At 67.5% G+C, this 13,102-nt stretch carries 11 protein-coding genes, 2 pseudogenes and 1 riboswitch; of the genes and pseudogenes, 7 read left to right on the forward strand and 6 right to left on the reverse strand.

Annotated features, from left to right (window positions below; genetic code table 11):
- Positions 1-369: 369 nt before the first annotated feature.
- The 5 genes and pseudogenes from ACFYX0_RS43850 to ACFYX0_RS43870 form a co-directional block, all read left to right on the forward strand.
- Positions 370-1,787, forward strand: a pseudogene (locus ACFYX0_RS43850) (transposase); the annotation flags it as partial.
- A gap of 70 nt (positions 1,788-1,857) precedes the next feature.
- Complete coding sequence (locus ACFYX0_RS43855; RefSeq protein WP_388980446.1) at positions 1,858-2,781, forward strand: FUSC family protein; 924 nt, start codon at positions 1,858-1,860, stop codon at positions 2,779-2,781.
- A 335-nt stretch (positions 2,782-3,116) separates the two neighbouring features.
- Entirely contained in the window at positions 3,117-3,788 is a 672-nt protein-coding gene (locus ACFYX0_RS43860) for an enoyl-CoA hydratase-related protein (RefSeq protein WP_388980422.1), read from the forward strand.
- Between the two features lie 259 nt (positions 3,789-4,047).
- Entirely contained in the window at positions 4,048-4,884 is an 837-nt protein-coding gene (locus ACFYX0_RS43865) for an SDR family oxidoreductase (RefSeq protein WP_388980424.1), read from the forward strand.
- Positions 4,885-5,210: 326 nt separating this feature from the next.
- The gene (locus ACFYX0_RS43870) at positions 5,211-7,100 is read left to right on the forward strand and encodes a glycoside hydrolase family 15 protein (protein WP_388980427.1); all 1,890 of its coding nucleotides are present in this window, start codon (positions 5,211-5,213) and stop codon (positions 7,098-7,100) included.
- Between the two features lie 153 nt (positions 7,101-7,253).
- Here the strand turns inward: ACFYX0_RS43870 and ACFYX0_RS43875 are convergent, their stop codons facing one another.
- Complete coding sequence (locus ACFYX0_RS43875; protein ID WP_388980430.1) at positions 7,254-7,847, reverse strand: 2OG-Fe(II) oxygenase family protein; 594 nt, start codon at positions 7,845-7,847, stop codon at positions 7,254-7,256.
- Positions 7,844-8,143 (reverse strand): 2-oxoglutarate and iron-dependent oxygenase domain-containing protein, encoded by a 300-nt coding sequence (locus ACFYX0_RS43880; RefSeq protein ID WP_388980433.1) that lies wholly within the window; start codon positions 8,141-8,143, stop codon positions 7,844-7,846. Before ACFYX0_RS43880 ends, ACFYX0_RS43875 begins: the two co-directional genes overlap by 4 nt.
- Before the next feature lie 613 nt (positions 8,144-8,756).
- Positions 8,757-8,938, reverse strand: a riboswitch (M-box (ykoK) riboswitch).
- A 120-nt stretch (positions 8,939-9,058) separates the two neighbouring features.
- Here ACFYX0_RS43880 and ACFYX0_RS43885 point away from each other — a divergent pair.
- On the forward strand, positions 9,059-9,226 hold the full coding sequence (locus tag ACFYX0_RS43885) for a hypothetical protein (RefSeq protein ID WP_388980435.1): 168 nt from the start codon (positions 9,059-9,061) through the stop codon (positions 9,224-9,226).
- 435 nt (positions 9,227-9,661) lie between these two features.
- On the opposite strand, the gene ACFYX0_RS43890 is transcribed toward ACFYX0_RS43885, so the two are convergent.
- The 4 genes and pseudogenes from ACFYX0_RS43890 to ACFYX0_RS43905 all read right to left on the reverse strand — a co-directional run bounded on the left by ACFYX0_RS43890 (position 9,662) and on the right by ACFYX0_RS43905 (position 11,722).
- Complete coding sequence (locus ACFYX0_RS43890) at positions 9,662-9,817, reverse strand: hypothetical protein (RefSeq protein ID WP_388980448.1); 156 nt, start codon at positions 9,815-9,817, stop codon at positions 9,662-9,664.
- A gap of 119 nt (positions 9,818-9,936) precedes the next feature.
- A pseudogene (locus tag ACFYX0_RS43895) lies at positions 9,937-10,125 on the reverse strand (hypothetical protein); the annotation flags it as partial.
- Between the two features lie 50 nt (positions 10,126-10,175).
- Positions 10,176-11,393 (reverse strand): amidohydrolase family protein, encoded by a 1,218-nt coding sequence (locus ACFYX0_RS43900; RefSeq protein ID WP_388980438.1) that lies wholly within the window; start codon positions 11,391-11,393, stop codon positions 10,176-10,178.
- Positions 11,390-11,722 (reverse strand): hypothetical protein, encoded by a 333-nt coding sequence (locus ACFYX0_RS43905; protein ID WP_388980441.1) that lies wholly within the window; start codon positions 11,720-11,722, stop codon positions 11,390-11,392. Before ACFYX0_RS43905 ends, ACFYX0_RS43900 begins: the two co-directional genes overlap by 4 nt.
- 609 nt (positions 11,723-12,331) lie before the next feature.
- Between ACFYX0_RS43905 and ACFYX0_RS43910 the strand changes: the two genes are divergently transcribed.
- Positions 12,332-12,901, forward strand: coding sequence for a DUF3291 domain-containing protein (locus tag ACFYX0_RS43910; RefSeq protein ID WP_388980444.1), 570 nt, complete (start codon positions 12,332-12,334; stop codon positions 12,899-12,901).
- Positions 12,902-13,102 lie beyond the last annotated feature (201 nt).

The raw sequence follows: 13,102 nt of genomic DNA on the forward strand, positions 1-13,102 counted from the left end.
ATGAGGCAGATGCACGGCCGCGCCGGCTTCGACCTCCTACGCCACCGCATCCTGCTCCAGTAGCCACCGTCACCCACCGCTACCACCGACTACGGGCCAGAGCCATGAATCAGGTGTGATCCTCCCCGAAGGAGTCACCTGATGAGTACGACGATGGATCACCGGATCGAGACCTCCGGCAGCGTGTCGCTTGCCGCAGCCGACGGCAATGTCCAGGGTGCCGACGTGAAGTCGATGCCGGTGTCGCCGAACGGTCTGTCCAGCGAACTGCTGGAGGAGCTGGCCGCGCTCGCGGCCGAGAGGGTCCGCGGGGACGGGCTGCGGCTGATGGGCGAGGGCGGGCTGCTGCCCGAGCTGGCCCAGCACCTGATGCAGGCCGCCCTGGAAGCCGAGATGGACGCGCACCTGGCCGCCGAGGCCGGCCGGAGCGGCGGGCGCGGGTCCCGCTCGGGCGGCAACATACGCAACGGCTACCGGGCCAAGAAGGTCATGACGGAGGTCGGCGCCGTGACGGTGCAGGTCCCCAGAGACAGGCTGGGCACCTTCCGGCCCCGGATGCTGCCCGTGTACGCCCGCCGCACCGGCGCGCTGGACGACCTGGTGCTCTCGCTGACCGCGAAGGGCCTGACCTCGGGCGAGATCGTCTCGCACCTCGCGCAGACCTACGGGACCGTCCTCGCCACGAACACCTCATCACTGCCCGTGACCCAGATCGCCGCCCGGCTGTCCGACCCACGCGACTGGTCGGGCTGCACTTCTTCAACCCCGTCCCGTTGATGAAGATCGTGGAGGTCATCCCCGCAGAGCTGACCCGTCCGGACATCCCGCCCGCACTGGTGAAGCTGGTCCAGGAGACCGGGCACCGTGCGGTGACGGTGGCTGACACCCCCGGCTTCCTGATCAACCACGCCGGCCGCGGGCTGGCCACCGAGGCCTTCGCCCTGCTGGAGGAGTCGGTCGCCGATCCGGCCGGAATCGACCGGATCGCCCGAGACGTACTGGGCCTGCGCATGGGACCGTTCGAAATCATGGACCTCACCGGCCTGGACGTGACGGCCGCGGTCATCGACTCGATCTGGCGCGGCTTCCGCTACTCCGACCGGCTCCGGGCCTCCTACCTGACACCCAACCGGGTGGCCGCCGGGCTGTACGGCCGCAAGAGCGGGCACGGCTTCTACTCCTACGCCCCCGACGCCGCCCCTCCCGAGGAGGAGCCGGTCATCGGTGACGCCGACCGGCCGGTCCAGGTCGCCGACGACGGGCCGCAGGCTGACGCGCTGCGCCGGACTCTGACCCAGGCCGGTGTCGACCTTTCACCCTCCGACCAGGCGATCGTCCTGGTACCCGCCTGGGGTACAACCGTGGCCGCCGCAGTCTTCGCCGACGGCCTGCCCACCCGGCGCACCCTGGGCATCGACCCTCTGTCGCTGGACACGCCGCGCCGGGTGCCGGCCGCCACCCCGTCGTCGGACCCGGACGTGGTGCGCGACGCACAGGCCGTCCTGACCAGGTCCGGCGCCACCGTCACGGTCGCCCCTGACACGGCGGGATCGATCGCCCAACGGCTGCTGTCCTCGATCGTCTCGGTGGCCGCATCTATCGCCGAACGCTGGGAGGCGTGGGCGGCCGCCTCGTCCGGCCGTAGCCGCGCGACCTGGCCGCGCGGCTACGGCCGGCCGAGCGGCTGGCCCGGCACTCGACCGACGACCGCCTCGGCGACGTACTGGAACCCCACACCGAGGTGCCGGGCTGTACGCGGGCACCCCCGGCGTGGCACGCACCGCCCGGCGGATAAGGGCGCAACTACGTCCCCAGTCGCCGATCTTCCGCCACGCGGTGCGGCTCGTGGTGGGCGTGGTGGTCGCCGAGGTCATCGGCCGGTCGATCGGCGGGTGGGACGGGCTGGGCATCTCCGCGCACGGCTACTGGGTGACCCGGAGCACCATATTGGTGCTCTTCCCCGGGTACGGGCACACCATCGCCCGGGGCTGGGGGCGGGCGACCGGGACCGTGTTGGGCGGCCTCCTCGCCTGGGTGCTGTCCCTGCCACACTGGTCGCCCACCGGCCTCGCGGCCGCGTCGGTGGTGCTGGCGGCGGCCGTGTTCGTGTTCCAGCGCACCGGACAGCTGATGCTCAACCTGTGTCTGACCTGCTGGATCGTCTTCCTGATCCACCACGGCGGCGGGCTGCCCGGGCCCACGGCGTGGGCACGCGCCGCCGACACCGTGGTCGGCGCCGCGCTCGCCATACTCATCTTCCTGGTCTGGCCCACCTGGTCCACCCGGCGGCTGCCGGGCCTGCTCGCGCAGTGGCTGCGGGTGCAGGACCGGCTGCTCCCCGAACTGCTGACCGGCTACGCCGACGCCGGAGCGGCCGACCCGGCAACCACCGACGAGCTCCGGGCGCAGTCACGGCAGGTCAGGGAGCACCTTGAGGCCGCGGTGCACGAGTCGCACGCCGAGCCCACCCAGCACCGCGGCCCCTGGTCGACCACGCAACTGGAGCAGATCAGCACCCAGGTGTCCATGGTCGCCGGGTGCGTCACCCTGCTGCACGAACACCTGCCGCGAACTTCGCACGACACCGTGCCGGAGCTGACCGAACTGGCCGATCCCCTGCACGAACACCTCTCCGCCCTGGCCCGCGCCGCCGCCGGAGCCGAGCCCGTGGCCCCGGGAGCACTGCGGTCGGTGTTCGACTCCTTCACCGCCCGCTCCGGCCTGCCGCCGAGCTGTCCTACGGTTCCGACAGAGCCGCGACCAGCCACGCCATCGCCCTGAGCACCGCAACCGTCGACGCCGTCGAGGCGCTCACCACCACCATCGCCTCCCGCCGCCACCGCCATCGCGCGCCGGCCTAAAACACCGCAAGGCCGCCGCCGACCCCGGACGTCGGTCCCCCGCCGGGAGGTGAGGGGCGAGGTCTGGCGGGCCCCGGTGCCCGACCACTGGAGGGCACCCCTACCCTGCGGAGCCCCCATTCCGATCTCGGTATGACCGCTGCGGTCACACCGGCACGGGCAATTCGGTAATTCCGTTCCCCGACAGAAACACACAGGCTTGATACATCAAGGCCCGGCCCAGACATGAAGTCGGCACATCCCCAGGAGCTCACCATGCCTACGCTCGACCGTCAGGACAATGTCTTCGTGCTCAACATCGGAGACGGCGAAAACCGCTTCCACCCCGACTGGCTCGCCTCCGTCAACGCCGCACTCGACGAGGTGGAGAAGGCGGAAGGGCCGCGTGCCCTGGTGACCGCCGCGACCGGCAAGTTCTACTCCAACGGCCTGGACCTGGAGTGGCTGGGCGCCCACGCCGATCAGCACGAGAGCTACCGCAGTTCCGTCCACCAGCTCTTTGCCCGCGTGCTGTCTCTGCCAGTGATCACTGTCGCCGCCCTGCAGGGGCACACCTTCGCCGCCGGCGCGATGTTCTCCCTTGCGCACGATTTCCGCGTCATGCGCGCCGACCGCGGCTTCTGGTGTCTGCCCGAGGCCGACATCAACATCCCCTTCACACCCGGCATGTGTGCCCTGATCCAGTCCCGGCTGGCGCCGCAGACCGCGCACGAGGCCATGGTCACCGCCCGACGCTACGGCGGGACGGATGCCGCTGCCGCCGGCATCGTCGACCGGGCAGTAGACGAGGACGCCGTGCGCTCCACGGCCGTGGAGATCGCCCAGGCACAGCTGGGCAAGGCCGGCGACACCCTCGGCACCATCAAGGCCCGCATGTATGCCTCGCTCCTCGACACCCTGCGCGGTGCGCCCCGCCCGCTCGGCTGACACCGCCGTGCACAACGCCCGTCGGCAACCCGCGTCGCGCCCAGCCGCGTACGCATCGGGCTCCCGGGCCGCCTGAGGTGACCGAGCAGGAGGCGCTTCCCGTTTCGGGCCGGATCACCGATGGGTCGCACAGGAGAACCCCGCTGTTGTCCAGCGTGAGGCAGTTCGCGCCGCCGGGCCGACCGAGCCCCGTGAATTTCGCGGTCACCGGCAGCGCCGCAGGGCACGCGGCGAACAACCCCCTTCGAAAGGACCCCTCATGACCACTCGCCCCAGCCTCGCCGGCCGCACCGTACTGATGTCCGGCGGCAGTCGCGGTATCGGCCTGGCCATGGCGCTCCGCGCCGCCCAAGACGGCGCCAACATCGCGCTGATCGCCAAAACCGACGAACCCGACCCCCGACTGCCTGGCACCATCCACACCGCCGCAGCCGAGATCGGGAAGGCGGGCGGCACGGCGCTGCCGATCGTCGGCGACATCCGCAACGACGAACAGGTCGAACAGGCGGTCACGGCCACCGTGGAGCGATTCGGCGGCATCGACATCGTGATCAACAACGCCTCGGCGATCACCCTGCAGAACCCCGGCGAACTTCCATTGAAGCGCTACGACCTGATGATGGACATCAACGTCCGCGGCACCTTCCTGCTGAGCAGCCTTGCCCTGCCGTATCTGCGCCAGGGAACCAACCCGCACATCCTCACCCTGTCGCCACCGCTCAACCCTGACCGCCGCTGGCTGCGCGACCATGCGCCCTACACGGTGAGCAAGTACGGCATGACGATGATCACCCTGGGCATCGCCGAGCAGCACCGCGGCCGGGGCCCGGCCGCCAACTGCCTGTGGCCGCGCACCCTCATCGCCACCGCCGCCACCGCCATGCTCCACGGTGCGGAGGAGTCGGTGACGGTCAGCCGCACCCCCCAAATCATGGCCGACGCCGCCTATGCGATCCTCACCCGCCCGTCCGAGGAGGCCACCGGGAACTGCTATCTGGACGAGGACGTGCTGCGGGAAGAGGGCGTGACCAGCCTCGACGGCTACCGCGCCGACCCGGCGAGCACCAGGCCACTGCAGCTCGACGCCTTCCTCTGACCGGCCCCGGGCGGCGTCGAAGGTCGACACCAAGGGCCGTGGAGGTCGGGGGCGGCGCAGCCCGTTGGCATAGGACTGACTGAACTTCACACACCAGAGGCGCGCGACGGACACGCCTTGAGCTCGGCGTGAGCGGAAGCGATCATCACCGGGCCGGTCGGCGCTCAGGGGCGCCCAAATCATGCGGGATCTGTCCACAGCGTGCAACCTGGAGATGGGATGAGTACCACCGGTGGGAGGACAGGCCGGGGGACGGCCGGTGGTGAGTGACCCGCCACAGACCGGGCTCGTCGGGCGATACCACCGGGCGAAGGGCGAGAAACCCAATGAACCTATACGCGCCGATATCGGAACACGGTCTCATTGGTGATCTTCAGACGGCCGCACTGATCTCCACAGAGGCAACCATCGACTGGTTCTGCAGCCCGCGATACGACTCGCCCAGCATCTTCGGATCACTACTCGATTACGAGAACGGTGGCCACTGCAAGATTTATCCTCGCGTACAGACGTACGCGAAACGACAGCACTACGCTCCGGACACCTGCGTATTGGTCACCAGATTCCTCACCGAGCAAGGGGTGGGTGCGGTCATCGATTTCATGCCTCCGGCATTGACGCACAAGCCGACGAAGAACCACCGGCTGGTACGTCTGCTGCGCTGCGCGCGCGGCGGCATGACGTTTAACATCGATATCTCACCCCGGTTCGACTATGCACGGCAACCGCATGAGGTCACGGCGACCGCAGAGGGGTGGGAATTCACCAGCGGAGATGAGCATCTGGCTGTGCATGTGGTGGATTCGCTCGGCGAGAAGTGTCTCAGCGAGGGGCGTATCCACGAAGGCGCGGTGCAGTTGACCGCAACGCTCAGGGCCGGAAGCGCCAGCGGAGTGCTGCTGGAGACGGACCCCGAGAGTCCACCCCGTATCATCCCACCAGAGGAGTGCGACCGGCTCCTGGAGGAAACAATCGGCTTCTGGCACGACTGGTTGGCGCATTCTCGGTACACAGGTCGGTGGCGAGAAATGGTCAACCGCTCCGCCATGACACTCAAACTCATGACGTATGCGCCCTCCGGGGCGATGATCGCGGCCCCCACGACCAGCCTGCCGGAACAGATCGGCGGCGAGCGCAACTGGGACTACCGCTACGCCTGGGTCCGTGACACCACCCTGTCCCTGCACGCGCTCCTCGGGATGGGCTTCACAGAGGAAGCCGCCGCGTTCACGGACTGGATGGGCGATCGCGTCCGGGAACAAGCCGGTGCGGGGAAACACCCCTTGAAAGTCATGTACCGGGTGGACGGCTCGGGGAATCTGGGAGAAGAGACGCTGGATCATTGGGAAGGCTACCGATCCTCCGCTCCGGTACGCATCGGCAACGGCGCCGTCGACCAGTTGCAACTCGATATCTATGGGTCGGTGCTGGACTGCCTCCAACACGCCGACCAGCGCGGCCTACAGACGAGCTACGCCAACTGGCAGGCGCTGACCCGTATCGTGGACTGGGTGTGCGACAACTGGGAACAGCCGGAGGCAGGAATATGGGAGACCCGTGGCGGGGACAAGGAGTTCACTTACGGGCGGGTTGCGACATGGATCGCCCTGGACCGTGCCATCCGCATCGCAGCCGCCAGAGGTCGTCCGGCCGAACAGGACCGATGGATCCGTCACCGCAATGCCGTTTACACGCAAGTCATGGAGCGCGGCTGGAGTCCGGAGCGGGCTGCGTTCACACAATACCTCGGCAGTGACGTCCTGGACTCCTCCCTTTTGGTCATGCCGGCGGTGGGATTTATTTCGCCGCAGGATCCCCGATGGATGTCCACGATGGACGCGATCAAGAAGGATCTGGTCTCTGACAATCTCGTCTACCGTTACGATCCGGCCGCTTCCCCGGACGGGCTACGCGGTTCCGAAGGTACCTTCTCCGCGTGCACCTTCTGGTATGTCGAAGCCCTCGCCCGCGCCGGTCGTCTTCGAGAAGCCCGGCTCGTGTTCGAGAGGATGCTCACGTATGCCAACCATCTGGGGCTGTACTCCGAGGAGATCGGGCTGACCGGTGACCAACTGGGAAATTTTCCCCAGGCGTTGACCCACCTCACTCTTATCAATGCCGCGCTGACCCTGGACGCCCACCTTGATGATGTCGCCGTGCCGGTCGTCCCTCGCACATCGATCTTTCCCGGGCCGTACTGGGTGTCGGCTCGGTAATCCCGACTGACGCTCCCCACGCCGCGTCAACGAACAGACGCACAGCCAGTGAGTTGTTACGCCGTGGCTGCTCATCGGCTGTCTCTGGGAGGAACTCACCCCCGAGCAATCGCCCACGCCGGGTGCACAACACGGATGCCTTCACCGGCTTGATCAAGGCAATCCACTGACTTCCTTTCGGCCGCCGGATCTGCGCGGCGGCCGAAGCGGCACGCGGGAAGTGGTCAGAGGGCCGGAACGTCCGGGAGTCCGAACATCGAGGGGTTGCTGCGGATCTTCTCGCGCAGGTCCATCGGGGTCGTGTCCGGCTCGGTGGTCCAGTCGGTAGATCGGCTCGGCGAGTTCCGGGGTGACGAAGTACATCAGCGCGGTGCGATTGGAGATGTACAGGTTGCGCACCTGGTGATAGAGCGCCGGGATCCGGCCGCCGGTGAGGTCGGCGAAGACCGAGCCCGGCATCAGGAGCACCTCGTCGGTCGCGGTCTCCACCGGGCAGGCCTCGCCGTCCAGCCAAAGTTCCAGGCCGGGTGCGGTGGTGTGAATCACCGTGACCAGGTGGCCGTCCTCGTGCTTGTCCTGCAGCAGGTCGCGGTCGGAGTCCGCCTCCGCGTAGTTGTTGAGCTGCAGGTAGGAGGCCGCCTCGAACAGCGGCGCCTTGTGACCGCCGAGCTGCGCGGCCACCTCGCCGACAGTGTCCGCGACGATCGCGGACAGGTACGCGCGCCAGGCCAGCAGCGTCTCGGTCAACTCCGGTATATCTCGGCGGAGTTCGGGATCAGGTCGAGCCGGTCGTGCCAGAGGGTGAAGCAGTCGTTGAGGTCCGGGCGCTCAGCGCTGACCGAGAACTCTCGGCCCAGCGGGCGGTAGCCGAAGTTGAAGTCCACGGCGACGTACCGCTCCTTCTCGCCGACCGGTCGGCCGAAGAACTGCCGGCTCGCGCCGAGTACTTGGTGCAACAGGCGTTCTCCGCCGTCGCGGAGGGTGATCCGGGCGTAGCCGTCGCGCAGCAGATCGCCAGCAGCTTGCGTGGCACTGGTGAGCATGGTGCTTCTCTTCTGTATCTGGGTGCCTGAGCCGGCATCGGAGGATCGACGGAACGTCACCGCAGAAGCCACCGGCCGGCCGAGGCCTGCGGATCGCGACAAGTCCGTGCCGTCACGGTGGTAAGTCGGCGAGCACTCGCATGGTGGGCCATGGCGACGGAGGCACCGGCAACCCCGCACGGCGTCACGGGCAGGGGTGATGGCACGCCCGGGGCAGTACGCGTCGGGTGATACGACCGGAGCGGATCGGCGGTCGCGATAGGGCAGGCCGGGCGCACGTCGAGAGACAACCCGTGACGGCAGAGAGACGACACAAGCGAAGGCACGCGGACAGGCCGGCCGGTCCCGTTGAATTACTGCTCGCAGGCAGGACTCCGAGCGGAACCCAACTGGGCTCTGTCACGGTGAAGTTGGACTTAAAGCACCGCTACGGGCTCAGGTGCGGGAGACAGCCTGAGCGAGAGCGGGTCGGGTACTCGGACTACTGCCGGGACTCATCCTGACTACCTCCTCTCGTGACCGCGCACATCGGTGCGCTCGTCCGCGCGGACAACGGCATCGCCGCCCGCCTCAGGGCAGCACGGAGTCCTTCCCGGACCACGGCCGCACTTGGCCGACACCCTCCACATCGGAGTTTCAGCACTGCGCGACGTATCCCCACCCGTCCTGGGCGGCCAGCCACGCAGGGGTCGCCCCTTGATCCGAGGGGAGACGTGTCCTGAACCTGGGCGTCTCTCGACGTCGTCGGATCAGTGGCTTGCAGCCGCGCAGACGCCTCACCGAACGAGGTGTCGCGCCGAACAGTATGGCGCAGGCTCGTGTCAATGCCAGCGGGAGCAGCGGATCCGGGGGTGTACTCGAAGGATGCGGGGACGGCTTTCCCCGCCCCGTGCCCAGAAGAGGAAGCGATCGGCGATGACAGCATCAGAGTCCACCACGGTCACACGTCAGGGCGAGGACGCGCCCCACGCTCCTGAGACGGAAAGCGGCGAGCCCCGCTCCCACGACTCGGAGTCCGGCACCGAGGAGCACAACCGCATGGCGGCTGTGCACTGCCACGTCGCCATGGACTATTCCGAGTAGGCCTCCTCGACCGCAGCACCCGGAGATCCTGTGCCGCTCGAAAGGCGGCGACCGGCGGTGAGAGACTGCTCCTCATGACGACTTGAAGAGCAGTCGCGGGGCAGCAGGGCCGGCGAAAGGTCAGCACCGGGTGGTCTGTTCCCGACGGCGATCGACGGATCTGTGCTGCCTGCAGAACGCCCGTCCGCTCGTACCAGTACCGCTTCCTCCGTCTGAGTCCTCCCTGTTCGAGCGCTGCATCGGACTCGCCTGGTGTTCCAGTTGCGGGATCTACTCCGGCAGCATGGTGCAGGTTCCGCGGAACCGAGTACTGGTCGACGTTCTGGCTTCCCTTCCCCGTGAACAGCGGGAGCGCCTTCTCCGTTCGGAAACGGGACTGATCGAGTTCCTTGACCGCCAGGCCCGAAAGGGCAGACGTTAGCCGTCGTCGGGCAGTCATCCTTGAAGCCGGCTCATGCCGTAGACGACGGCGTCGAGGTCGGAGAGCAGTCCGGCGGCGAAGCCGGCCGGGCCGCACTGCTCGTCCGCGCAGACGTCGGCGATCCAGTGACGCCGAGCAGCAGCGCCAGAGGACCACCTCGCGGGCTGCAAAGACGACCCATCGCCGCGTGCATCCGCTGCAGAACAGGCGTCCGGCGGCCATAAGGGCAGGTCAACCCGCCTATCTCCTCGGCGAAGCTCACCCGCTGGCACTCGCGGTTGTCGCAGAACCGCCGGCGCACCAACAGTTCGATCACCACGCCCTGCCCGCCGCAAGGTGCGTCCGCCAGGCGCCGACCGTAGCGGCTGTGAACTCTGCCAGACGGCGCCCAGCAACCGGGACACCGCACAAGTACGTCCTCCGGCGTCGATGCTTCGATGCTTCGATCACCAGGCGGCCGTTCCGCACCTCCATGCACTCGATCCGCATTGCCGCGAGATGCGGCAGCAGGGCTCCGACGCTCGAAGTTCAGTGGGCCGTCCGCAGGACGGCCTGTTCGGGGACATGGAGGCGGCCGCCCGCAACCGTGAGACGCACCGCGCGCAGCGCATCCAGGTCGGCAAGTGGATCGCCGTCAACTACGAGGACGTCGGCACGGTGGCCTTCGGCCAGACGACCCGCCTGACCGTCCAGTCCCAGCGCAGCAGCGGCCTCACTGGTGGCCATGTCGATGATGCGCTCCCTGGGGACTCCCAAATACTCGAAGAACTCCAGGCTGGAGACCAGACCGCCAAAGACGGCCCTCGGAATGCCGGCATCGGTCCCCGCCACCAGGCGCACCCCGCTCTCGGCCATCCGGCGCATAGGAGCGAACAGCTCAGACGCCTTCTCGGGACCGACCCGGTCGGCGAAGGATCGCCAGTTCGGATGGTTGGCAGGACAGACGGGGATCTCCTTGGCAATGATCTGCGTGAGGAGATCCTCGCGCAGATCGGAGGTGCCGTCTTCGGTCATCCAGCTGCAGTGCTCGATGGTGTCGACCCCTGCCGCAATCACGGCGGCGATGCCCTGCACACCGTGTGCGTGGGCCGCCACCGGCAGACCGAGCCGGTGAGCCTCGTCCACCACGGCGGCGAGTTCTTCGGTGGTGAACTGGGTCTGCCAGATCGCAGGGCCGCCACGGGTCAGGCCGCCGCCTGTCGCCATCACCTTGATGACGTCTGCGCCTTCCTCGGCGTTGCGGCGTACCTTCTCCCGGATCTCGGCCTCGCCTTCGACCTCGCCGCCGAGGAACCAGCAGTGCCCCGTACGGGATGTCAGCGGCGCGGTCGCGGTCAGAAGCCGTGGTCCGGCCACGCTTCCCTCGGCGATCGCCTCCCGGAGCCGGACGGCCAGTCCGCCACGGTCACCCAGGTCACGAGCGGTGGTGACGCCGGCGTCGAGCAGTTGCCGTGCTCGGCCTGCCATCCCAAGAAGCAGCGTTGCATCATTACTCTCGGTCACCGTGGTGACCGGGTCCGGTCCTGCGTCGAAGGCCAGGTGGACATGGCAGTCGATCAGCCCGGGCATCAGGGTGGAATCGGGAAGCTCCAGCATCCGACAGCCCGGTTCCGCCCGTGGCAGCACGTCATTGCGCGCCCCGGCTGCGACGATGACGTCGCCTGCGATGAGGACGGCACCGTCCTGCATGTATGTGCTGCTGGGACCGAGCAGAATCCGTCCTGCGGTGATGAGTATCTGGCTCACGGCGTCTCGCTTTCTCGATCGGTCTGCTTGGCTCCGGCAAGGCCGTGTCGTCCCACCGCGTCCGACGGCTCCCCGAACCGCCGTACGTCGTCTTCCAGGCTTTGCGTGGGCGGCATCGCGACGACGACGGCCTGGGTCGACGCCGCATGGGGCTGCTCGCTGTGCAATGCGGCGTAGAGCTGATGAACCAGGTCATCGGCCCACCTCGGCTGATCCCGGCCCTGGCGCTCACCCAGAGTGCGGCACAACGCCTCCATCTGCAGAGGAGGTTGACAGTCCTGGGCTTGGAACTCCCGTTTGCAGCAGCGCCGAAGCGTGCGCTCCTTCAACCGTCTCCCTAGATCAAGATCAAGCTTCCCTCATGCGACGGCGACTCACCCTGTATGTGACAGCCATGTTGACTGTCCGTCACGGACCGGAGCGTGCAAAGCCTGGTCAGCGCGCGACACGACGTTCAGAAACCGTCTGCGACGGAACGTTAGCGAAGGGTTGAAAGGATCTCGTAAAGGCCATGCAAGATCTGGTCACGGGGACTTGGCCTGTGGCGATCGGTGGCTGCCCGGTTGTCCTGTCTCACTCGATCAAGTCGTCTTCTCAGCGAACCAAGTCGTCTGGACTTTTGTCTCAGCGGACCTGGTCGAGCGACTGAGGGCGCTGGGGGCGCTGGATGGCTGGACCAGCTCTGGGCCGATGCGGACTTCCACGACGGCAGGCAGCGCCACCGCCCCGGCTCCCGCAAGGACCTGCGCAAGAGGCCATTTGGACAGGGAAAACGCAACTTCGACATAGCCCGCAGGGGCAGCTACATTCACCTGGCCTTCGGCGATCGCCCACGCCACCCGCGACGGGATGAGTTCGTCCCGCCCCACGAATCCTCGCCCCATGCGTAAGCCACCGAACCGGGTCCACACCAGGCACCCCCAACCAGGGAGAGACGCATGCCCCATCTTGCTCTGTACACATTCGGCGTCCTGAAGTCACCTCTCGCCGATCCCGCACCTCTCACGCGCGAGTTCTACGACATTGGTGAGGCCGTCTACTGGAAGATCAGCCAGCACCCCGGATACCTCGCGCGTGCTGAAGCGGCAGACGGTGACCGGGGCGCGCTCTTCGAGGCGGACTGGGGTGCATGGGGAGAGTTCGCCGTACCGACCTGGTACAGCAACGGCCATACGGTGGAAACCACCGCCCTGGCCGCGACCCTCTCCCTCTGGACCGACCTGCACCCCGCCTTCGACGCCGTCTACACCGGTCTGCACCGTGAGGCGCTGAACAGGCGTTACGACTGGTTCGAGAGGGCAGAACACCCGAGTTACGTCTTCTGGTGGGTCTCTGACGACGCGATACCCACCTGGCAGGACGGGGTATCCAGGCTGGAGCACCTCCACGACCACGGCTCCACGCCGCACGCCTTCACCTTCCACCACTCGTTCGCCCCGGACGGAACTCCGACCAGGATCAAAGGCATCAGCCGAAGAGCGACCAGGTTCGCTGACAAGGAAGCCTGAACGACTGGGTTCGCTGTCAAACTCGATTGAATGACGGCGAACAGAGGCCGCGCCTGCTACGGCCCGGGGACCTGCCGTCTGTCTCAACGAACCCAGTCGTTGTGTCTCAGAAGCTGTTGTCTTTTCGATCTTGAGAGATGCGCTTCGAACGGGAGTCTCGATCGGGTGGTCGCTGACCGCTGGGCGCATGCGAGTGGGGCC

It is taken from the genome of Streptomyces sp. NPDC002573 (assembly GCF_042889625.1).
Taxonomy (GTDB): Bacteria; Actinomycetota; Actinomycetes; order Streptomycetales; family Streptomycetaceae; genus Streptomyces; species Streptomyces gibsoniae.